Genomic DNA, 21,503 nt, shown 5'->3' with positions numbered 1-21,503 from the left:
AAATGAATTTTACTTTTAACAAACAATCATTATGTGTATTGTTATCAAAAAAAGTAAATTTGTAATATGAATAAGAAAGTAATTTTAATGATACTAGATGGCTGGGGCATTACACAAGACCCAAAAGTATCTGCTATATACAATGCTAAAACACCTTTTATAAATTCATTATACAACAAGTTTCCGCATGCCGAATTACGAACAGACGGAGAACATGTAGGTTTACCTGAAGGGCAAATGGGAAATTCTGAAGTTGGTCACATGAATTTAGGCGCTGGTAGAATTGTATATCAAAACCTTGCAAAGATTAACAAAGCTGTTAAAGAGAATACGTTAGCACAAGAAACGGAATTACTCAACGCTTTTGCTTACGCTAAAAAGCACCATAAAAACGTACACTTTTTAGGCTTGGTTTCTAATGGCGGAATTCATTCACACATCAATCATTTAAAAGGGTTGCTAACAGCTGCTGATAATTTTGGCTTGCAAGATGTTTTTTTACATGCTTTTACTGATGGACGAGATTGTGATCCGAAATCAGGTAAGTTCTTCATCAATGATATTCAAGAACACATGCAAAAAACTACTGGAGAACTCGCTTCTGTTACTGGTCGTTATTTCGCTATGGATCGCGATAATCGTTGGGAAAGAGTTCAATTAGCTTACGATGCTTTGGTAAATGGTAAAGGAAATTTTTCTTCGGATGCTATAGAAAGTATTCAACAAAGTTATGATGAAAAAATTACTGATGAATTTATCAAGCCAATTATTATGGTTGATAAAAACAAGCAACCGAAAACGATCATAAAAGAAGATGATGTGGTTATTTTCTTCAATTTCAGAACTGACAGAGGTCGTGAATTGACAGAAGCTTTAAATCAAAAAGATTTCCCAGATTTTCAAATGAAAAAACTGCCTTTGTATTTTGTTACCATGACAAATTATTCAGAGGCTTTTAAAAACATCAAAGTAATTTACAACAGTAATAATATTGAAAATACTTTAGGAGAAGTTTTAGCATCCGCAGGAAAAAATCAAATTAGGATTGCTGAAACGGAGAAATATCCACACGTAACATTTTTCTTTTCTGGCGGAAGAGAAGAAGAGTTTAAAGGCGAAAAACGCTTATTATGTCCGTCGCCAAAAGTTGCTACGTACGATTTACAGCCCGAAATGAGTGCCTATGAAATTCGCGATGCTATTGTACCTGAATTACAAAAAGGAGATGTAGATTTTGTATGTTTAAATTTTGCCAACGGCGATATGGTTGGTCATACTGGTGTTTTTGATGCAGCGGTAAAAGCTTGTGAAACTGTAGATAACTGTGTGAAAGATGTAATTACTACAGCATTAAAAAATGAGTACACAACTATTTTAATTGCAGATCATGGTAATTGCGAAACAATGATGAATCCTGACGGAACACCACATACAGCACACACTACAAATCCGGTTCCTATAATTTTAATCGACAAAGAAATTAAATCAATAAAAAATGGTGTATTAGGTGATATTGCACCAACTATTTTACGACTAATGGATGTAAGTCAACCTAAGGAAATGACCCGAAACTCACTTATTTAAAATATCAATGATGAAAAAAATTACATACACATTAATTACTTTATTTATTATTTCATGTGCTTCTGTACCTAAAAATCCTGCCATGAAAGACAACGATGGTAATTTAGTAGGAGTTGCCACAAAGAAAGATTTTCAGCAAGAGCCTTATGCTTCTGAATGGTTTAATGACTTTTATGGTTATTATGAAACCGACAAAAGCACTATCACTCAATTAAAACCATACTTAAAAGACATTACCATTAAAGGATTTATGGGAACTTGGTGTGGCGATAGTCAAAGAGAAATTCCTAATTTTTACAAATTATTAGATCAATCAGAATTTAATTACAAAAAATTAGAATTAATAACTGTTGATCGCACAAAAAAGGCAAACGGATTAGAAGAAGGATTTAATGTACTTAGAGTACCTACTTTTATCTTTTATAAAGACGGAAAAGAAATTGGTCGTTTTGTAGAACACCCTTTAGATGGCAGCTCGATTGAAGAAGATATTTTAAAAATAGTTTCTGGTAAGCCATACACACATCCATATCAAAAATAACCGTAAATTTGCGCCTCAATATTTTTTAAGATGATCATAGCCAAAACTAGAGAAGAAATAGAATTAATGCGCGAAAGTGCTTTAGTAGTATCAAAAACATTAGGAATGCTTGCCAAAGAAGTAAAACCTGGAGTTTCTACTTTATACCTTGATAAACTCGCTGAAGATTTTATTCGTGAGCAAGGAGCTATTCCTGGTTTTTTAGGATTGTATGATTTTCCGAACACACTTTGTATGAGTCCGAACTCACAAATTGTACACGGAATGCCAAACAAAGAACCGCTTAAAGAAGGAGATATTATATCTATTGATTGTGGCGCTATTAAAAACGGTTTTTACGGAGACCATGCCTACACATTTGCTGTAGGTGAAATTGCTGCTGAAACTAAAAAATTATTAGACGTTACAAAAGAAAGTTTATACGTAGGTATTCGTGAGCTTAAAGTAGGTAATCGCGTTGGTGATGTTGGTTTTGCGATTCAGAATTTTACTGAAAAGCATGGTTACGGAGTAGTTCGTGAATTAGTTGGTCATGGTTTAGGTCGTGTAATGCACGAAGATCCTGAAATGCCAAATTACGGTCGTAGAGGTCGTGGTAAAAAGTTTATTGAAGGGATGGTTGTTGCCATCGAACCAATGACAAACATGGGGACTCATAAAATACTACAACACGATGATGGTTGGACAATTACTACTTTAGACGGTAAACCATCTGCGCATTTCGAGCATGATGTAGCTATTGTTAATGGTAAACCTGAATTATTATCAACCTTTAAATATATTTACGACGCTTTAGGTCTTGAAAGTAATGAGGAAGATGAGTTTAGAGCTTAAAAGTTAAAAAAGCATGAAATTAAAGTACATTATTTTTGTTTTCATTGTAGGAATTATACTAATAACACTTGGGGCTTTATTTAAAATACTCCATTTAATATTAGCAGTAGAATTACTTACAGCTGGAACAATTTTACAAATCATTGCTTTTATTTTATTTATCATCAAATTATTTACTAACAAAAAATTTAAAGGCACTTTAAATCAATAATTGAAAGTTTTTAAATCCATATTAAACACCATTCCGAGGCCTTTATTAATTAAAGCAAGTTATTGGGTTCGCCCTGTGATTGCTTGGTGGTTAAAAGGTGATAAATTTACCGACCCTATTGATGGGAAATCTTTTCGTAAACTTTTACCGTATGGTTATGGAGTGCAGCGAGAAAATGCACTTTCTCCTTCTACATTATCTTTAGAAAGGCATCGTTTATTATGGTTATATCTACAAAATGAAACTGATTTTTTTTCTTCGGATAAAAAATTAAAAGTATTACATATTGCGCCTGAACAATGTTTTTTAGACATTTTTAGAAAGCAGAAAAACTTAGACTATATTACTTCTGATCTAGAATCGCCAATTGCTGATGTAAAGGCTGATATTTGTGATTTACCTTTTAAAGATAATGAGTTTGATGTGGTGTTTTGCAATCATGTTTTAGAACATATTACGGATGACACGAAAGCAATGCAAGAATTATATCGTGTATTAAATAAGGGCGGATTCGGAATTTTTCAGATTCCGCAAGACTTATCAAGAGAAAAAACTTTTGAAGACGATACTATTACCGATCGTAAAGAACGTGCCGAAATATTTGGTCAATACGATCATGTACGTGTGTATGGTCGCGATTATTTCAACAAACTTTGCTCTATAGGTTTTAAAGTTGATGAAGTTGACTTCACAAAAAAAATCGCTCCAGAAAAACTAGAACGATTTGCATTGATGAAAGGCGAAATTTTGCCTGTGTGTTTTAAAAATTAGTTTACAAACTCTTGTAAATTATTATCTTTATCATTGTACAATAGAACTACTTTTAGCTCAGGATGCTTTACTAAAAACTCTTTTGTTTTATCTAACCCCATAGCTAAAAAAGCAGTTGCATAAGCATCAACATCAGCACAGTCTCCTTTTAAACGCACAGACACACTTAAAAGATTACTTTCAAAGGCTAACCCAGTTTTTGGATTTACTGTATGCACAATTTTCTCTCCCTTTTCATTCATTTTATACTTCCTATAATTTCCTGAAGTAGCCATAGACTCCCCATCTAATTCTATTACTTTTTGAAGTGATCGTGTACCATCAACATTTGGTTTCTCAATAGCAACTTTCCATAATTTCCCTTCTTTTTTTCCACGTGCTCTTATTTCACCCCCTATTTCAACCAGGTAATTTTCAATATTCTTACGCTCTAAAAACCGCCCAATAACATCAATTCCATATCCTTTTGCAAATGCGTTTACATTAAATTCTATATTAGAACTCTCTCTATAAACCTTTCTTTTTTCAAGCCTTACTTTATCAAAACCTACTCCACTCATAAGTTCTACAACCTCTTCCGAGCTCAAATTTTTCTTTTCTTTTCCCGATCCAAATCCATATGCGTTAATTAAACGCCCTATAGTAGGATCAAAATATCCATCAGTTTCGTTATAAATTCGTTTTGCTTTCTCAAACACATCAACAAACATATCATCAACTACCACAGTAGAATCTCCACTATTAATTTTAGAAATATCAGAAGTTGGTATATAGGTAGACAACGATTTATTTACCAAAGAAAACAAACTATCAATAGACCCCTGATAATCAACCACATCCAAATAAGTAATATGATAAGTTGTACCAAAAATCAAACCCTCAAGCTTCGTTTCTTTTATTTTTTTTTCTTGTTTACAAGCAGCTAACAAAAACAAAACTACACTTGCTAAATAAAATATCTTTCTAACCATCCTTTTAATTTATCACAAAAATAATTCATTCTCACTTCATAAAAGATTGTTAATTATATTTTTTATGTACGCATTTTCATAAATTTGCGTTGTTATCACATAATTATAAAACAATACAAAATGAAGAAAATATTTTTATTTATTGCTGCTTCTCTTATATTAGTCTCTTGTGCTTCTACTAAAGAAATGGAGGCGCTGAAAGCAAAGCATGAAAAAACAAAGGAAGAGTTATTAACTGTAAAAACTAATTTAACGAAGTGCTTGGTAGAAAAAGAAAGCTGTCAAGACAAAGTTTCTTCTTTAAAATCATCTGTTGGTGATTTAAAGGCTGACAAACAAAACACACTTCAGCAAGTAGAAAATTTAACCGTTTTAACTAAAGGAGCTAATGATAACATTAAAGAAACTTTAACTCAGTTAAGTAAAAAAGACAAATATATTAACAGAATTAGAGCTGCTGCTTCTAAAAAGGATTCATTAAACTTAGTTGTTGCTTTTCATTTAAAGAAAGAATTACAACAAGGTATTGAAGATGAAGATATTCAGGTTAATGTTGAAAAAACTGTTGTTTTTATCTCTATTTCTGATAAATTATTATTCAAAAGCGGAAGCTATACTATTTCAGACAAAGCTTCTAAAGTTTTAGAAAAAGTAGCTACTGTTGTTAACGGTCAGCCAGAAATGGACGTAATGATTGAAGGACACACAGATAACACTCCTGTTACAAAAGGATCTAGTATAAAAGACAATTGGGGTTTAAGTGTTTTACGTGCAACATCTATTGTTCGTGAATTACAAAACAAATACAGTGTAGCTCCAAGTAGATTAATTGCAGCAGGTAGAGGTAGCTACGTGCCTTTAACAACTAACGATACTCCTGAAAACAAAGCAAAAAACAGAAGAACCAAAATTATTATTCTTCCTCGTTTAAACCAATTCTTCGAATTGTTAGAGCAAAAAGCTGAGTAATTACAAACTCTCTTAATAGTAAAAAGACTACTCTAATGGGTAGTCTTTTTTTATTCAAAAAAAAGTAACGTTCTTTGTTCTCTAGAATCAAATTTAACATGCTAAATATTATTTTACCGAAAAGGTTTCAATTACTAAAAACATTTAGTTTAACTATTTTGTTTTTTTCTTTTATAACAAGATTAGTTTTATATGTTTTAGCTTTTAAACACATTGACTTCTCAATAATAAAATTAATAAAAATATTTATTGTTGGTTTATTTTTCGATATCAATAACCTACTTTACTTAATTAGTATTTACGCTATATACTTATTACTATTCCCTTCAAAATTTCACGGGAGTTTACTCGACAAAATTATTACCAAATTCTCTTACGGACTTTTCTTATTTGTTTTTATTTTTTCTTTTTTAGCAGAAATTCCTTTTTGGGACGAATACCAAAGACGTTATAATTTTATTGCAGTTGATTACCTTTTGTATACTTATGAGGTTATTGAAAACATTCATCAATCTTTTCCTATTCCCTTAATAGTTGGTATCATTATTTTAGTATTGATTATTAGTATTCGCTATGCATCTAAGAAAAACGCATACAAAAACACTTTTAATAATTCAGATACTTTTAAATCTAAACTTATACCTACTTTCATTATAGTAATTAGTTTAGTTTTTGGTCATAACCTTATTACGAATGATAAGGCAGAGATTTTTACAAGTATTAATGAGAATGAGCTTACCAAGTCTGGCATGTATTCGTTTTTCGCTGCTTACGAGAGTAATGAATTAAATTACAACGAATTTTACGCAACAATACCAGAAGAAAAAACATACAAACTGTTATCAGAGAATATAAAAGCTTCTAACGACAGCTTATTAGTAGAAAAAGGTATATATCGTTATACAAAAAATGACAGCACTGAATTAAAACCTAATGTAATTTTTATCGGATTGGAAAGTATTAATGCTCGTTTTATGCAGAGCTTTACAAATACTAAAAACTGGACTCCAACATTAGATTCCCTTGCTAATAATTCAGTTTTTTTTACAAACTTATACGCTACAGGTACAAGAACTATAAGAGGCATAGAAGCTATTAGTTTAGCTATTCCGCCAACACCAGGTAGAAGTATTGTAAAACGTGAAAACAACGACAACTTAGCTACTGTAGGTGAGATATTTAAACAAAAAGGATATAGTAGGACTTTTTTTTATGGAGGTGATGGTCATTTCGATAATATGACAAATTATTTTAGTTATAACGGATTTGATATTGTTGACAGAAGAAAATCACATCGCCTAAAAGAAGAACTACCTACCAACAGAACACGTATTGAAGATGATGAAATGACTTTTGAAAACGCCTGGGCAGTCTGTGACCAAGATCTTTTTAATAAAGTTTTAAAAGTTACAGATGAAAAAGCAAAAAGTAAGCAACCTTTTTTCAGTTTTATCATGACAAGCTCAAACCACAAGCCATATACATATCCTGATAATGTTGTTGATGTTCCATCAGGGAAAAACGTAGAGGGATCGATTAAATATCTCGATAAAAGTTTAAATGAGTTTTTAACAAAAGCTAAAACAAAAGATTGGTATAAAAACACAGTCTTTGTAATTATGTCTGACCATTGTGGTTTTAGCGCTGGTAAAACTGAAATTAATGTAAGAAATCACCACATTCCAGCTTTTATTACAAATTTAAAAAATCAAACACCAGTTAAAATAGATAAGCTGAGTTCTCAAATAGACATATTTCCAACCTTATTCGGTTATTTTAATTGGTCTTACCATACAAATCTATTCGGAACAGACATCAATAAAATGCAACCAGAAGATGAACGTGCATTTATAGGAAATCATCGTAAAGTAGGCTTATTAAAAAAGGATAAGTTGTTACTATTACAAACTAACAAAAAACATAAATCGTACCGTTGGAATAAAGATAAAAATGAAATCACACCAACAAAAACAGATTCTTTATTTTTAAACGAAACAATCTCTTATTATCAAGCTGCTTTCGACCTATTTAAAAACGGGAAATTAAAAGTAAAAAATTAAACTAACACGCTATTTGTCAATCAAATAATTAAGCGTACATTTGCAGTCCTTTTTCAAGGATAAATTAATATATTAATAAACAAAAACTAATCGTGTAATTATGAACACATTAAGTTACAAAACGGTATCAGCAAACAAAAACACTGTTAATAAAGAGTGGGTTTTAGTTGATGCGGACGGGCAAACGTTGGGTCGTCTAGCTTCTAAAATAGCAATGCTAATTAGAGGTAAGTACAAACCAAATTATACTCCTCACGTAGATTGTGGAGACAACGTGGTTGTTATCAACGCAGAAAAAATTGTTTTAACTGGTAAAAAGTGGACTGATAAGTCTTACATCCGTCACACAGGATATCCAGGTGGACAAAGATCATTAACTGCTACAGAAATGTTCGAAAAAGATCCTACAAGATTAATCGAAAAAGCAGTAAAAGGAATGTTACCTAAAAACAAATTAGGTAGTGCATTATACAAAAACTTGTATGCTTATGCAGGTACTGAGCACCAACAAACTGCTCAAAACCCAAAAGCTATTAACCTTAACGATCTTAAATAATGGAAACTGTACACAAAATAGGTAGAAGAAAAACAGCAGTTGCTCGTATTTATCTTTCAGAAGGTAAAGGAAACATTACTGTAAATAAAAAAGAGTACAAAAACTACTTTACAACAGGAACTTTACAATACAAGATCCAACAACCTTTAATGTTAACTGAGAACTTAGAGTCTTATGACATTAAAGTTAATGTATACGGTGGTGGTATTACAGGTCAAGCAGAAGCAATTCGTTTAGCAATTACTAGAGCATTAGTAGCTATTAACGAAGAGCACAGAGCTGTATTAAAGCCTGAAGGTTTATTAACTCGTGACCCTAGAATGGTTGAACGTAAGAAATTCGGTCAGAAGAAAGCACGTAAGAAATTCCAGTTCTCTAAGCGTTAATATTTTTATTGCTTTGTAAAAAGCTATGGAGATTTATTTTCGAAAGAGACTGTTATTTATAAATTTATTTTTAACAGTTTAGTATCTAAATATTTCAGACTTATTATAACTACTGAAATATTGTGAAAACAGAACGTAAACACATTTTATTAAAATGGCAAATATTCAAGAATTATTAGAAAGCGGAGTGCACTTCGGTCACTTAACTAGAAAATGGAACCCTAACATGGCTCCGTATATATATACAGAACGTAATGGTGTTCACATCATCGATTTGTATAAAACATCTGCTAAGATTGATGAAGCTGCATTAGCTTTACAAAAAATAGCAAGCTCTGGTCGTAAAATATTATTCGTTGCAACTAAAAAGCAAGCGAAAGATATCGTAGCAGAAAGAGCAGCAAACATTAACATGCCTTTTATTACTGAGCGTTGGCCAGGTGGTATGTTAACTAACTTTGTTACTATTCGTAAAGCTGTTAAGAAAATGGCTACTATTGATAGAATGAAGCAAGATGGTTCTTTTGATGCATTATCAAAAAGAGAAAAATTACAAATTAATCGTCAGAGAGCTAAATTAGAAAAGAATTTAGGTTCTATTTCTGATATGACTCGTTTACCTGCGGCTGTTTTTGTAATTGATGTAAAGAAAGAGCACATTGCGGTTGCTGAAGCACAAAAATTGAACATTCCAATCTTTGCATTAGTTGATACAAACTCTGATCCAAGACCAGTTGATTTTGTAATTCCTGCAAACGATGATGCTTCAAAATCTATTGACAAAGTATTATCTTATATTACTGATGCTATCACTGAAGGCTTAACTGAAAGAAAAGCTGACAAAGAGAAAACAAAAGTAGAAAAAGCGCCTGCTAAAGCAGAAGCTACTGCTACTGTTGAAGCTCCAGTTAACGAAGAAACTAAATAATTTCAATTTAAAGGTTTCATTAAATTGAAACCTTTAAGTTTTTTACAACAATATATTTACAACTAAAAATAACTACAGAAATGTCAGTAAAAATTAGCGCTGCAGACGTAAAAAAATTAAGAGAAACTACCGGAGCTGGTATGATGGATTGTAAAAATGCATTAGTAGAAGCTGAAGGGAACTTTGATAAAGCAATTGATGTTTTACGTAAAAAAGGACAAAAAATAGCTGCTAAAAGAGCAGATAGAGAGTCTACTGAAGGTGTTGCTATCACTAAAATTAGTGATGATAATACTTACGGTGTTGCTATTGTATTAGCATGTGAAACAGATTTCGTATCTAAAAATGATTCATTTAAAGATTTAGCTTCTCAATTTGTTGATATTGCTTTTAAAACTAAAAGTAAAGAAGAATTTTTAGCTGCTGATTTTGGTGGAATAACTGTTGCTGAAAAGTTAATCGAACAAACAGGAGTTATCGGTGAAAAAATCGATATTACTTCTTTCGAAAGACTTGAAGCACCATATGTAGGAGCTTATACTCATATCGGTAAAATTGCTGCTATGGTTGGTTTATCTAAATCTATAGACAATGCTGATACTTTAACGAAAGACTTAGCAATGCAAGCTGCATCTATGGGTGCTGTTTCTTTATCTTACAAAGGTTTTGATGCTGCTTATGTAGAATCTGAAACTGAAGCAAGAATTGCTGCTATCGTAAAAGATAATGAAGAACTAGTTCGTTTAGGTAAAACTTTAAAGAACGTTCCTCAATATGTATCTAGATTACAATTAACTGATGCTGCTATAGCTAAAGCTGAAGAAGAAGCTAAAGAGCAATTAAAATCAGAAGGTAAACCGGAGAAAATTTGGGATAAAATTTTACCAGGAAAAATGGAAAGATTTGTTTCTGATAATACAACTTTAGATCAAGAACAATGTTTATTAGATCAAAAGTTTATTAAAGATGAAAAGAAAACTGTTGCAGAATATGTTTCTTCTTTTGGTGATGTAGAAGTTAAAAACTTCGTAAGAATCACTTTAGGATAATTCTTAACAAATTACTTATAATTAAAACCATCCAATTTTTTGGATGGTTTTTTTATTTTATCAAAATTCAAACTCGAAAAAAAAACGTAGTTTTGCATAACTTTCAACAAAACTATGCAATACAAGAGAATCCTTTTAAAATTAAGTGGCGAATCATTAATGGGAGACCGTCAATACGGTATCGATCCTAAGAGACTTAAAGAATACGCACAAGAAATTAAGCAAGTACTAGAAAAAAATGTTGAAATTGCCATAGTTATTGGTGGTGGAAATATTTTTAGAGGTGTAGCTGGTGCCAGTCAAGGTATGGATCGCGTACAAGGTGACCATATGGGAATGCTTGCAACCTGCATTAACGGTTTAGCTTTACAAAGTGCTCTAGAAGATGAAGGAATTCACACTCGCCTACAAACAGCTATCGAAATTAAAGAAATAGCAGAACCTTATATTAAGCGTCGTGCAAATCGTCATTTAGAAAAAGGCCGTGTTGTTATTTTTGGTGGTGGAACAGGAAATCCTTATTTTACAACTGATACCGCAGCCGTATTAAGAGCAATTGAAGTAAATGCAGATGCGATATTAAAAGGTACTCGAGTAGATGGTATTTACAATGTAGATCCTGAAAAAGATGAAAACGCTGTAAAGTATGATAAAATAACCTTTAAAGAAGTTATCAAAAAAGACTTAAAAGTAATGGACATGACTGCTTTTACTTTAAGTGAAGAAAATAAATTACCAATTATTGTTTTTGATATGAATAAAAAAGGAAACTTATTAAAGTTAGTTTCTGGAGAAAAAATTGGAACAATAGTTAATAACGAATAAATTAAAAGAACCTCTTATTTTTTTACAGAGGGAATAAAACGAACAAAATGAACGAAGAGATAGATTTTATTTTAGATTCGGCCAAAGAGGCAATGAATAATGCAATAGAGCATCTGGTAAAAGAATTGCGTACAATTAGAGCTGGTAAAGCTTCACCAGCCATGTTAGCCAACGTACAAGTAGATTATTACGGTTCTGCAACACCTTTAGGGCAAGTAGCCAATGTAAATACTGCTGATGCCAGAACAATTACAGTTCAACCTTGGGAAAAAAATATGTTACAAGAAATAGAAAAAGCTATTATGCTTGCTAACTTAGGTTTTAATCCTATGAATAACGGTGATAATATTATTATTAACGTACCTGCCTTAACAGAAGAACGTCGTAAAGATTTAGCGAAACAAGCGAAGGCAGAATCTGAACATGCAAAAGTAGGAATTCGTAATGCGCGTAAAGATGCTAACAACGAAATTAAAAAAACTGACATTTCTGACGATTCAAAAAAAGACGCAGAAGCTGAAGTTCAAAAAATAACAGATCTTTACATTAAAGAAATTGATGCGAAAGTTTCTGTAAAAGAAAAAGAGATAATGACCGTTTAATTATTTCTAACATATATTAAAAAAAAGAGTGTCTTTATGACACTCTTTTTTTTTCGTTTAATTGGTTCATTTACCATAACTTTACAAAAAATATTTTAATGACTTTTTGGACTAAAATCGCTGGATTTATTTTACGAAACCGATACTTGGTTTTAATTGCTATCGCTGTTATTACAGGACTTTTAGTCACTCAAATGAAATATATGCGCTTCTCGTATACAGAAGCAAATCTACTTCCTAAAGATCACGAAGCTAACATACAATATGATCAGTTTTTAGATATTTTTGGTGAAGAAGGTAACTTAGTTATCTTGGGGGTAAAAGACTCAACAATTTTCACTCCAAATAAATTTAATGCTTGGAACAAGCTTGTAAAAGATCTAGACAGTGTACAACAAGTAGATTTTACTTTATCTATTGCTGATGTTAAGGAACTAAAAGCCGATAGAAAAAAACGAAAATTTGTTCTTGAACCACTTTTTAACAAAGCGCCTACCACAAACGAAGAAGTAAATAGAATAAAGAAACAATTATTTGAAAAACTTCCTTTTTACGACAACTTATTATACAATGAACAAGGTACGTTACAAACTGCTATTTATATAAATAAAGACATTGTAAACAAACCTGCCAGAAGAGATTTTATTGTTGAAATTTTAATTCCTACTGTTGAAAAATTTGAGAAAGAGCATAAAATAGATGTTCGAATGTCTGGAATGCCATATATACGAACTATAAATTCTCAGAATATAATTGATGAAATGCAGCTCTTCGTATTAGGAGCTTTAGGTATTACTGCTGTTATTTTCTTTTTCTTTTTTCGTTCTTTTAGGGCAACTTTTATTACACTTTTAGTTGTAGGTATTGGTGTTGTTTGGGCTTTCGGGTTTATTGGTTTATTTAGATATGAAATTACTGTATTATCAGCCTTAATTCCGCCATTAATTATTGTAATAGGTGTACCGAATGCTGTTTTTCTTATCAATAAATATCAACAAGAAATAAAAAAACACGGTAACCAAGCAAAGTCTTTACAACGCGTAATTTCTAAAATTGGTAATGCAACATTAATGACAAATATTACAACAGCCTCTGGTTTTGCAACCTTTGTTTTTGTAAAAAGTCAACTACTTAGAGAATTCGGAATTTTAGCTTCAGTAAACATCATTAGTATTTTTATTTTGGCGCTTTTAATTGTTCCTATTATATACAGTTTCATGCCTCGTCCTGAAAAGAAACATTTAAATCACTTAGAAAAAAAGTGGATGGGAAATGTAGTTGCTTGGATGGAACTTATGGTAAAGCAAAGGCGTATTACAATTTATATTACTACCGTTATTGTAATTATATTAAGTATGATTGGTTTATTTCAAATTCGTGTTTCTGGAAGTTTAATTGAAGATATGCCTAAGGGAATGCAGTTTTATAAAGACATTAAGTTTTTTGAAACTGAATTTGGCGGAATTATGCCTTTAGAAATTCTGATTGACACTAAAAAAGAAAAAGGTGTGATGAAACTTTCTACACTAAAAAAGATGGAAAAGTTAAATGAAACTATTGAAACCTTTCCTGAGCTTTCAAAACCTATTTCAATTACCAACTTAGTTAAGTATTCTAAGCAGGCCTATTATAAAGGAAATCCGAAATATTATCAATTACCAACGAGTCAGGAAAAAGCATATATTTTCGCTTACACCAAAAACTCTGACAGTAATTCGGGAATGCTAAAAAACTTTGTAGATAGCACTGGGCGTTATGCACGTATTACAACTTTTATGAAAGATGTTGGTACCGATAAGATGGATATTATTCAGGATCGCTTAGACGCTGTTATTAAAAAACAATTTCCGGAAGAAAAATTTACTGTTTCTATGACAGGAAAAGCATTGGTTTTCTTAAAAGGAACAAATTACTTAATTAAAAACTTAGTTATTTCATTATCGCTTGCCATATTATTGATTTCAATTTTTATGGCATGGATGTTCCGTTCTTACAAAATGATTTTTATATCATTAATACCAAACATGCTTCCGTTATTAATTACGGCTGGTTTAATGGGGTTCTTTAGCATTCCTATAAAACCATCTACAATTTTAGTTTTTAGTATTGCTTTTGGTATTTCGGTAGATGATACAATTCACTTTTTGGCAAAATACCGACAAGAGTTACTTGCTAATAATTGGAAAGTAAAACCTGCTGTGTACTCTGCATTACAAGAAACCGGTGTAAGTATGTTTTATACATCAATCGTGTTATTCTTTGGCTTCTTAGTTTTTACACTTTCTAGTTTCGGGGGCACAATTGCTTTGGGAGGTTTAGTCTCAGTTACGTTACTATTAGCAATGGTATCTAACTTGTTATTATTACCTTCTCTCCTATTATCTTTCGAAAAGAAAATAGCAAACAAAAAGGTCTTAAAAGAAACTAACTTTAAAATTTTACCACCAAAAGAAGAAGACTAAAAGTTTCTTTGCATTTTAAATATCAAGATTGCTCAATTCTTTGTAATAAAGTATCTTTGCTTCTCAATTTTTTAAAAGATGAAAAGAAGTAGCGTTAAAGAATTATTACATTCTGATAAATTTTTACAAGAAGTACATGTAAAAGGATGGGTTAGAACCTTTAGAAGCAATCGTTTTATTGCTTTAAATGATGGCTCTACCATTAATAATATTCAATGTGTTGTAGATTTTGAAAATACAGATGAAGAACTTTTAAAAAGAATTACTACAAGTGCTGCTATTAGTATTACTGGTACTTTAATTGAAAGTGAAGGTAAAGGACAAAGCGTAGAAGTTAAGGTTACAAAATTAGAAATATTAGGAGATTCTAATCCTGATGAATATCCTATTCAGCCTAAAAAACACAGTTTAGAGTTTTTAAGAGAAAACGCACATTTACGTATTAGAACAAATACGTTTAGTGCTGTAATGAGAGTTCGTTCTGCCTTGTCTTTTGGAGTTCATAAATACTTTCAAGAAAACGGATTTAACTACGTTAATACGCCTATAATTACTGGATCAGATGCTGAAGGTGCAGGAGAAATGTTTCATGTATCAAATTTCGAGACAAATAAGGCGCCATTAAACGAAGAAGGAAATATAGATTATACCAAAGATTTTTTTGGTAAAGAAACAAACTTAACCGTTTCTGGTCAGTTAGAAGCTGAAACTTATGCTATGGCTTTGGGTAAAGTATATACTTTCGGACCTACTTTTAGAGCTGAAAACTCTAACACAACACGTCATTTAGCTGAATTTTGGATGATTGAACCTGAGGTTGCATTTAATGATTTAGATGCAAATATGGATTTATCTGAAGATTTCATTAAATCTGTTTTAGGTTATGTTTTAGAAAACTGTAAAGACGATTTAGAATTTTTAGACAATCGTTTAACGCAAGAAGAAAAATCAAAACCGCAAGCTGAACGTAGCGATATGGGATTAATTGAAAAATTAAACTTTGTTGCAGAAAACAACTTTAAAAGAGTAAGTTATACGGAGGCTTTTGATATATTACGTAACTGTAAGCCAAATAAAAAGAAAAAATTTCAGTTTCCTATTACAGAATGGGGTGTTGATTTACAATCAGAACACGAGCGTTACTTAGTTGAAAAACACTTTAAATGTCCGGTAATTTTATTTGACTATCCAGCAACGATTAAAGCTTTTTACATGCGTTTAAACGACGATGGCAAGACGGTACGTGCAATGGATGTTTTATTTCCAGGAATCGGAGAAATGGTTGGTGGATCGCAAAGAGAAGAGCGTTTAGATGTGTTAAAATCTAAAATGGCAGACTTAAATATAGACGAAGAAGAATTATGGTGGTATTTAGATACTCGTAAATTCGGAACAGCAGTGCATTCTGGTTTCGGTTTAGGTTTTGAACGTTTGGTATTATTCACAACAGGTATGAGTAATATACGTGATGTTATTCCTTTTCCTAGAACGCCTCAGAACGCAGAATTTTAAAGAAATCATAAAATTATATACTACAATCGTCATTCCTCACAGAATGACGATTTCTTTTTAACCTATTTCTTATATTTGTAAGTATGTTAAAACAAGGTTTACATTATAAGTTACTTCAAAAATTATCTCCACAACAAATTCAGTTGATGAAGTTAATTCAGTTACCTACGCAAGCTTTTGAAGAAAGATTAGAGCAAGAGATTGAAGAAAATCCTGCTTTAGATACAGGTAAAGAAGAACCAGAAAATTTTGAAGATACTTTAACCAATGCTGATGACTATGAAGAAGGAAGTGAAAAAATTGATACTGACGATATAAATATTGATGAGTATTTAAGTGATGATGAATACCCTAGTTACAAAACACAAGCTAACAATTATTCGGCTGATGATGAAGATAAACAAGTTCCCTATGCAGCAGGAACAAGTTTTCATCAATCATTAAATAGTCAATTAAATACTTTTAGAATAAACGAAGAAGAGCGTGCAATTGCCGATTTTTTAGTTGGTAGTATTGATGATAGCGGATATATTCGTAGAGAAATTATCGATTTAGTAGATGATTTGGCTTTTACACAAAATGTTTTTACCTCTGAAGCTGAAGTAGAAAGAATTTTACTTAACGTAGTTCAAAAATTAGATCCAGTTGGTGTAGGTGCCCGAGATTTAAAGGAATGTTTAATTATTCAATTAAAATCAAAGCCACAAAAAGAAACAAGAGCTTTAGCTATTGATGTCCTTGAAAATGCTTTTGATCATTTTGTTAAAAAACATTACAAAAAACTTTTAGAGAAATTCACGATTGATGAAGAGCAACTAAAAGAAATAATTACCGAAATTGGTCGACTAAACCCAAAACCTGGTAGCTCATATGCTGGTAATAATAAGATAGCCGAACAGATTGTTCCAGATTTTTCTATTCAAATTATTGATGGTGTCTTAGAACTTTCTTTAAATTCTCGAAACGCGCCTGAATTACATGTTTCACGTGAGTATAACAACATGTTAAAGGGTTATAGTGATTCTAAAACCAAAAGTAAAAGTCAGAAAGATGCAGTAATGTTTATAAAACAAAAACTAGATTCTGCAAAATGGTTTATTGATGCCATAAAACAACGACAGCAAACATTATTAGTTACTATGAATGCCATTATGCACCGTCAGGAGGCTTATTTTTTAACAGGTGATGAGCGCAAGTTGAAGCCAATGATTTTAAAAGATATTGCTGACGAAATACATATGGATGTTTCAACAGTATCTAGAGTTGCTAATAGTAAATATGTTTCTACTCCTTACGGTACAAAACTAATAAAAGTATTTTTCTCTGAATCAATGAAAAATGATCAAGGGGAAGATGTTTCAACACGAGAAATCAAGAAAATTCTTGAGACCGTAATTCAAGAAGAAGATAAGCGAAAACCACTTACTGATGATAAATTATCTAAGATTTTAAAAGAAAAAGGATACCCTATTGCAAGGAGAACTGTTGCTAAATATCGAGAACAATTAGATATTTCTGTTGCGCGTTTACGTAAAGAAATATAATGCGCTGGCAAAAATTCATATCCACCATTTTACACCCGATTGTGATGCCTACAATTGGTATAATACTCTACTTTATTTTAACACCTGTTAACTTAAACCAACAACAGCAATATAAGATGTTGGCTGTTGTTTTTATTGCTACATATATAATACCTGTGCTATTATTAGTTTTATTAAAGGCAATTGGCGCTATAAAATCATATCAAGTACATAGTATTGAAGAGCGGAAAATACCGTTGTTTTTTATGATGACACTTTTGTTTTTTTTGGGTAAGTTTTTTTCTGAAATAACAATTATTAAAGACCTAAGTTATTTATTTTTTGGAGTAGTATTCGGGTTGGGTTTGATTTACACCTTATTTATTGCAAAAATAAAAACAAGTTTACATTTACTTTCTATCGGTGCTGCAACAGGATATTTTCTATTATTTCAACAACTGCATAATATATATATAATTCCGTTGATCATATTTTTTATATTGCTCTCTGGTATTTTAGGGAATGCTAGACTCCAATTAAAAGCTCATACTTACAACGAAGTATATCTTGGTTTTTTTATTGGCTTAGCGTCCCCTTTTTTAGCCTACTACATATTATAAAAGATAAAAACTTAATCCGAAGCGAATAATATTTGTATCAATTTTATTGCCATTTAAAGAAGCATTTTTAAATATAGGTGTTAAACCATAATACACGTGAAAATTAAAAGTTCCGTACCCTGCCGAAAGTATTAACCCTGTTTGAAACTTATTGTATTCAGAAAAGTTTGATATATCAATTTTAGCACCAGCGTCGTCATATGTAAAATTATTACTGATATTATAACTTAGCTTAATACCAGTGTAAAAACGCCAAAAAGAATAGGTATTAACCGTTGATGATCTCCATCGAAACTGAATAGGCATTTCAATATTGTGTAATACTAATTTATTATTCGTAATACTATTATCAATCTGAAAATTAGCTGGCTCTTTTTCAACAACTTTTAATCCGTGATTGTAAGAATCAAACCCATACCCTAAACCAACACCTAATGCTATTTTCCCATTTTTAGCAAAAGGAATATCCTTTATATAACCTGCTGAAAAACCAAATGAAAATCCGCTTTTGGAAACTCCTTTAGGCTGATTATCTAATATATTATATGAAACATTAATATACAACTGATCTTCCCAATAAGAATCTCCTACTTGTAAAGAATCTTTCTGAGCGTATATATTTATTGATAAAAAAACTAAAAAGAAAATTAATCTATTTGTCATAACACTTAACTATTGTTAAATATAGTTTATTTGTATAAAAAAAGAGCAATCGTATGATTGCTCTTTTTATTATTTATTCGAAAAAAGTGATTACTTTTTAATAGCACTTCCTTTGTGTGTAGATAAACTTAATTTAAGAGCATTTACATCTCTTAATTTCTCACGAATATCAGCTAACGTACCAACACTCGATTCTTTATCCGCCTTAATAGAAGTAGTCATAAAAGGAATTTCAGCTTCAGATACATTTCCTCTTTCTAAGAAAATAAAAGAAGGTACATCATCTGGCGTAGCAATCTTATCGTTTAACTGAATTCTGTTATAACCAGTACCATATTTACTATCTTTTGCTTTACCCACAAAAATTGTACTCACTAAACTTTTACGCTCTAACTTCTTTACTTCTGCAGCACTAGGCAAACGTGGAGCCTCAATAGCTAAATCGTTTTCACGCATTACCGTGGTTACCATGAAGAAAAATAATAACATAAAAACAATATCAGGTAGTGAAGAAGTATTCACCGCTGGCATCTCTTTTTTTCTCTTTTTAAATTTAGACATACTTTAATTGTTTTAAATTATTGCACATTAGTTGGATCGATATCAGAAATTATCTGAGGATAACTATTCTTAACATCTTCAACTTTTATTCTTAATGCGCCATCTTTTCTTGCTCCAGCAATAAAAGCTTTCTCTAATTCAGTAAAACTCATACCATATTTCTCCTCACAAAATCTATTACGTAATTCCGAATAAGCTTTTAATAACTCATCCTGAACAGAGACGTATGTACCAAATTCAGTTCCCCTGTCACTTTGTACAGCAATAACAGCTTTGTTTGGGTGATCCGATGATTCAGGATCCTTTGCTCCCTTACAATAGTTACAAGCTGCTCCCGCTTCTTTCCCAGGCATTGGGTTACCAATACCACCACCGTTATCTATAAATTTGATAGCAGCATCTTTTAAGTCTTTTAACTCCATTGCTTCGTTTTCTACAAGCAATTGGTTATTTCTGTTAATATCAACTTGAAGAATGTTTTTCTCTTTTACAATTGGTGGTTCAACATCTGTCTTTTCAGCTAACTTTTTAGGGATACCTGAATCAACATCCATTGTTGTTGTTACAAGGAAAAAGATAAGTAGCAAGAATGCAATATCTGCCATCGAACCTGCATTAATTTCTGGATTTTCTCTTCTTGCCATAATACCTTACGATTTTACAATTCCTTTTAATAAATCTAGTACAAAAAATGCACCCGCTACAAGCATTAATAGAGCACTAAACACTATACCTGTACTTGTCAATTTAGAGACAGAACTACCAGCTGCTGCAATAACTTCATCTTTTGCATCAATAACCTGATCACTGTTTGCTAATAAATAAGATACTAAAAGCACAACGCCTAAAATAACTAATCCCATTATTGCTTTCTTTAATGCTGCTGGGTTTTTAAATAAAGAAAATAAAGAACCAATGACTGCTACTGCAGCTGTAACAGCTAATAAGACCAATGAATAAGATACTAATGGTGAGGCTGCTTCATTCGCTGCAATTAAATCAACATCAGGATCTACTACCATAGCCATAAGCGCAAACACTAAACCTATAATGGCTAGTACGGCTACTACTAAAGTTATAATTTTATTATTCATCTTTTATTTTTTATAATTTGATAATAAATCTATTAAAGATATAGAAGCATCCTCCATATTGTTAACGATACCATCCATCTTAGAAATGATATAGTTGTAAAAAACTTGTAAGATAATAGCCACAACAAGACCGAATACAGTTGTTAAAAGTGCTACTTTAATACCACCTGCTACTACTGCTGGAGAAATATCATTTGCCACTGCAATCGCATCAAAGGCACCAATCATACCAATTACAGTACCCATAAAACCTAACATCGGTGCTAATGCAATAAATAAAGACAACCAAGAAATATTTTTCTCTAATAACCCCATCTGTACACCACCGTAACCTACTACAGCCTTTTCAGCAGCCTCTAGACCTTCACTAGACCTTTCTAATCCTTGATAAAAAATAGAAGCTACAGGTCCTTTTGTATTTCTACAAATCTCCTTGGCTGCTTCTACACCTCCAGAACTTAATGCTTCATCAACACTAGCTAATAACTTTTTAGTATTCGTAGTTGCCATGTTTAAATAAATAATTCTTTCAATTGCAATTGCTAAACCTAAAATTAAGGCCACCAATACAATCCCCATAAAACCTGGACCACCTTCTATAAAATAACGTTTTAAAATCTGGTGAAAAGTTTCTGTGTTTTCTGCTGCTGCTTCCTGAGCATAAGTTGACTGAATAGCTCCTAAAAACATAAATCCTGCAATAGTTAGGAAATTTACTACTTTTTTCATTTTGTTATAATTAATTTTAAATAGTTAACGGGTTAAAAATACAAATTTTACT

General features: G+C 31.6%; 23 protein-coding genes. 17 read left to right on the top strand and 6 right to left on the bottom strand.

The annotated features are described in order from the left end of the window. Positions 1-66: 66 nt before the first annotated feature. The 5 genes from gpmI to AC28QF_RS04050 are packed head-to-tail and all read left to right on the top strand — an operon-like array spanning position 67 to position 3,941. Positions 67-1,584 (top strand): 2,3-bisphosphoglycerate-independent phosphoglycerate mutase, encoded by a 1,518-nt coding sequence (gene gpmI / locus AC28QF_RS04070; protein WP_488200644.1) that lies wholly within the window; start codon positions 67-69, stop codon positions 1,582-1,584. Between the two features lie 10 nt (positions 1,585-1,594). Beyond that, a complete protein-coding gene (locus AC28QF_RS04065) occupies positions 1,595-2,125 on the top strand; it encodes a thioredoxin family protein (RefSeq protein ID WP_488200645.1) in 531 nt (176 codons plus the stop codon). 30 nt (positions 2,126-2,155) lie between these two features. Next, positions 2,156-2,959, top strand: a complete 804-nt coding sequence (map, locus tag AC28QF_RS04060) for a type I methionyl aminopeptidase (RefSeq protein ID WP_488200646.1) — start codon at positions 2,156-2,158, stop codon at positions 2,957-2,959. A 13-nt stretch (positions 2,960-2,972) separates the two neighbouring features. Continuing rightward, positions 2,973-3,170 (top strand): gliding motility protein GldL, encoded by a 198-nt coding sequence (locus AC28QF_RS04055; protein ID WP_488200647.1) that lies wholly within the window; start codon positions 2,973-2,975, stop codon positions 3,168-3,170. Then, positions 3,171-3,941 (top strand): class I SAM-dependent methyltransferase, encoded by a 771-nt coding sequence (locus AC28QF_RS04050; RefSeq protein WP_488200648.1) that lies wholly within the window; start codon positions 3,171-3,173, stop codon positions 3,939-3,941. It begins immediately after the preceding gene. Here the strand turns inward: AC28QF_RS04050 and AC28QF_RS04045 are convergent. After that, complete coding sequence (locus AC28QF_RS04045; protein ID WP_488200649.1) at positions 3,938-4,912, bottom strand: FAD:protein FMN transferase; 975 nt, start codon at positions 4,910-4,912, stop codon at positions 3,938-3,940. The two genes, AC28QF_RS04050 and AC28QF_RS04045, sit on opposite strands and share 4 nt — an antisense overlap. A gap of 120 nt (positions 4,913-5,032) precedes the next feature. On the opposite strand from AC28QF_RS04045, the gene AC28QF_RS04040 reads away from it, so the two are divergent. From AC28QF_RS04040 to AC28QF_RS03985, 12 genes are all read left to right on the top strand, one after another. Further along, the gene (locus tag AC28QF_RS04040) at positions 5,033-5,881 is read left to right on the top strand and encodes an OmpA/MotB family protein (protein WP_488200650.1); all 849 of its coding nucleotides are present in this window, start codon (positions 5,033-5,035) and stop codon (positions 5,879-5,881) included. A 98-nt stretch (positions 5,882-5,979) separates the two neighbouring features. Continuing rightward, positions 5,980-7,941, top strand: coding sequence for an LTA synthase family protein (locus tag AC28QF_RS04035; protein ID WP_488200651.1), 1,962 nt, complete (start codon positions 5,980-5,982; stop codon positions 7,939-7,941). 100 nt (positions 7,942-8,041) lie between these two features. Next, positions 8,042-8,497: a 50S ribosomal protein L13 gene (gene rplM / locus AC28QF_RS04030; protein WP_028888421.1), complete on the top strand. Its 456-nt coding sequence runs from the start codon at positions 8,042-8,044 to the stop codon at positions 8,495-8,497. After that, entirely contained in the window at positions 8,497-8,883 is a 387-nt protein-coding gene (gene rpsI, locus AC28QF_RS04025; RefSeq protein WP_028888420.1) for a 30S ribosomal protein S9, read from the top strand. Before rplM ends, rpsI begins: the two co-directional genes overlap by 1 nt. A 154-nt stretch (positions 8,884-9,037) precedes the next feature. Continuing rightward, positions 9,038-9,811, top strand: a complete 774-nt coding sequence (gene rpsB, locus AC28QF_RS04020; protein ID WP_488200652.1) for a 30S ribosomal protein S2 — start codon at positions 9,038-9,040, stop codon at positions 9,809-9,811. A gap of 80 nt (positions 9,812-9,891) precedes the next feature. Further along, positions 9,892-10,860 (top strand): translation elongation factor Ts, encoded by a 969-nt coding sequence (gene tsf / locus AC28QF_RS04015; protein ID WP_488200653.1) that lies wholly within the window; start codon positions 9,892-9,894, stop codon positions 10,858-10,860. A 114-nt stretch (positions 10,861-10,974) separates the two neighbouring features. Beyond that, positions 10,975-11,685 carry a UMP kinase gene (gene pyrH, locus AC28QF_RS04010; protein ID WP_488200654.1) on the top strand — a complete coding sequence of 237 codons (711 nt, stop codon included), beginning with the start codon at positions 10,975-10,977 and terminating at the stop codon, positions 11,683-11,685. Positions 11,686-11,732: 47 nt separating this feature from the next. Continuing rightward, the gene (gene frr, locus AC28QF_RS04005) at positions 11,733-12,287 is read left to right on the top strand and encodes a ribosome recycling factor (protein ID WP_488200655.1); all 555 of its coding nucleotides are present in this window, start codon (positions 11,733-11,735) and stop codon (positions 12,285-12,287) included. A 98-nt stretch (positions 12,288-12,385) separates the two neighbouring features. After that, positions 12,386-14,749 (top strand): efflux RND transporter permease subunit, encoded by a 2,364-nt coding sequence (locus AC28QF_RS04000; RefSeq protein ID WP_488200656.1) that lies wholly within the window; start codon positions 12,386-12,388, stop codon positions 14,747-14,749. 78 nt (positions 14,750-14,827) lie between these two features. Continuing rightward, the gene (gene asnS, locus AC28QF_RS03995) at positions 14,828-16,261 is read left to right on the top strand and encodes an asparagine--tRNA ligase (protein WP_488200657.1); all 1,434 of its coding nucleotides are present in this window, start codon (positions 14,828-14,830) and stop codon (positions 16,259-16,261) included. 83 nt (positions 16,262-16,344) lie between these two features. Next, positions 16,345-17,805: an RNA polymerase factor sigma-54 gene (gene rpoN, locus AC28QF_RS03990; RefSeq protein ID WP_488200658.1), complete on the top strand. Its 1,461-nt coding sequence runs from the start codon at positions 16,345-16,347 to the stop codon at positions 17,803-17,805. After that, positions 17,805-18,404, top strand: a complete 600-nt coding sequence (locus AC28QF_RS03985; RefSeq protein ID WP_488200659.1) for a hypothetical protein — start codon at positions 17,805-17,807, stop codon at positions 18,402-18,404. Before rpoN ends, AC28QF_RS03985 begins: the two co-directional genes overlap by 1 nt. Here AC28QF_RS03985 and AC28QF_RS03980 read toward each other — a convergent pair. From AC28QF_RS03980 to AC28QF_RS03960, 5 genes are all read right to left on the bottom strand, one after another. Next, positions 18,399-19,067, bottom strand: coding sequence for a porin family protein (locus tag AC28QF_RS03980; RefSeq protein ID WP_488200660.1), 669 nt, complete (start codon positions 19,065-19,067; stop codon positions 18,399-18,401). The genes AC28QF_RS03985 and AC28QF_RS03980 overlap by 6 nt on opposite strands. Before the next feature lie 90 nt (positions 19,068-19,157). Further along, the gene (locus AC28QF_RS03975; RefSeq protein WP_488200661.1) at positions 19,158-19,628 is read right to left on the bottom strand and encodes an ExbD/TolR family protein; all 471 of its coding nucleotides are present in this window, start codon (positions 19,626-19,628) and stop codon (positions 19,158-19,160) included. A 17-nt stretch (positions 19,629-19,645) separates the two neighbouring features. Continuing rightward, on the bottom strand, positions 19,646-20,272 hold the full coding sequence (locus tag AC28QF_RS03970; protein WP_488200662.1) for an ExbD/TolR family protein: 627 nt from the start codon (positions 20,270-20,272) through the stop codon (positions 19,646-19,648). 6 nt (positions 20,273-20,278) lie between these two features. Further along, the gene (locus AC28QF_RS03965) at positions 20,279-20,722 is read right to left on the bottom strand and encodes a hypothetical protein (protein ID WP_488200663.1); all 444 of its coding nucleotides are present in this window, start codon (positions 20,720-20,722) and stop codon (positions 20,279-20,281) included. 3 nt (positions 20,723-20,725) lie between these two features. Beyond that, a complete protein-coding gene (locus AC28QF_RS03960) occupies positions 20,726-21,451 on the bottom strand; it encodes a MotA/TolQ/ExbB proton channel family protein (protein WP_488200664.1) in 726 nt (241 codons plus the stop codon). Positions 21,452-21,503: the final 52 nt, after the last annotated feature.

Source organism: Tenacibaculum sp. M1.3A (genome assembly GCF_057732375.1).
This window is presented reverse-complemented; position numbering and strand designations above follow the sequence as displayed.

Bases quoted from the DNA above. Each gene is read 5' to 3' on its own strand.
- gpmI (WP_488200644.1), top strand. From the start codon at position 67: ATGAATAAGAAAGTAATTTTAATGATACTAGATGGCTGGGGCATTACA.
- AC28QF_RS04065 (WP_488200645.1), top strand. From the start codon at position 1,595: ATGAAAAAAATTACATACACATTAATTACTTTATTTATTATTTCATGT.
- map (WP_488200646.1), top strand. From the start codon at position 2,156: ATGATCATAGCCAAAACTAGAGAAGAAATAGAATTAATGCGCGAAAGT.
- AC28QF_RS04055 (WP_488200647.1), top strand. From the start codon at position 2,973: ATGAAATTAAAGTACATTATTTTTGTTTTCATTGTAGGAATTATACTA.
- AC28QF_RS04045 (WP_488200649.1), bottom strand. From the start codon at position 4,912: ATGGTTAGAAAGATATTTTATTTAGCAAGTGTAGTTTTGTTTTTGTTA.
- AC28QF_RS04040 (WP_488200650.1), top strand. From the start codon at position 5,033: ATGAAGAAAATATTTTTATTTATTGCTGCTTCTCTTATATTAGTCTCT.
- AC28QF_RS04035 (WP_488200651.1), top strand. From the start codon at position 5,980: ATGCTAAATATTATTTTACCGAAAAGGTTTCAATTACTAAAAACATTT.
- rplM (WP_028888421.1), top strand. From the start codon at position 8,042: ATGAACACATTAAGTTACAAAACGGTATCAGCAAACAAAAACACTGTT.
- rpsI (WP_028888420.1), top strand. From the start codon at position 8,497: ATGGAAACTGTACACAAAATAGGTAGAAGAAAAACAGCAGTTGCTCGT.
- rpsB (WP_488200652.1), top strand. From the start codon at position 9,038: ATGGCAAATATTCAAGAATTATTAGAAAGCGGAGTGCACTTCGGTCAC.
- tsf (WP_488200653.1), top strand. From the start codon at position 9,892: ATGTCAGTAAAAATTAGCGCTGCAGACGTAAAAAAATTAAGAGAAACT.
- pyrH (WP_488200654.1), top strand. From the start codon at position 10,975: ATGCAATACAAGAGAATCCTTTTAAAATTAAGTGGCGAATCATTAATG.
- frr (WP_488200655.1), top strand. From the start codon at position 11,733: ATGAACGAAGAGATAGATTTTATTTTAGATTCGGCCAAAGAGGCAATG.
- AC28QF_RS04000 (WP_488200656.1), top strand. From the start codon at position 12,386: ATGACTTTTTGGACTAAAATCGCTGGATTTATTTTACGAAACCGATAC.
- asnS (WP_488200657.1), top strand. From the start codon at position 14,828: ATGAAAAGAAGTAGCGTTAAAGAATTATTACATTCTGATAAATTTTTA.
- rpoN (WP_488200658.1), top strand. From the start codon at position 16,345: ATGTTAAAACAAGGTTTACATTATAAGTTACTTCAAAAATTATCTCCA.
- AC28QF_RS03985 (WP_488200659.1), top strand. From the start codon at position 17,805: ATGCGCTGGCAAAAATTCATATCCACCATTTTACACCCGATTGTGATG.
- AC28QF_RS03980 (WP_488200660.1), bottom strand. From the start codon at position 19,067: ATGACAAATAGATTAATTTTCTTTTTAGTTTTTTTATCAATAAATATA.
- AC28QF_RS03975 (WP_488200661.1), bottom strand. From the start codon at position 19,628: ATGTCTAAATTTAAAAAGAGAAAAAAAGAGATGCCAGCGGTGAATACT.
- AC28QF_RS03970 (WP_488200662.1), bottom strand. From the start codon at position 20,272: ATGGCAAGAAGAGAAAATCCAGAAATTAATGCAGGTTCGATGGCAGAT.
- AC28QF_RS03965 (WP_488200663.1), bottom strand. From the start codon at position 20,722: ATGAATAATAAAATTATAACTTTAGTAGTAGCCGTACTAGCCATTATA.
- AC28QF_RS03960 (WP_488200664.1), bottom strand. From the start codon at position 21,451: ATGAAAAAAGTAGTAAATTTCCTAACTATTGCAGGATTTATGTTTTTA.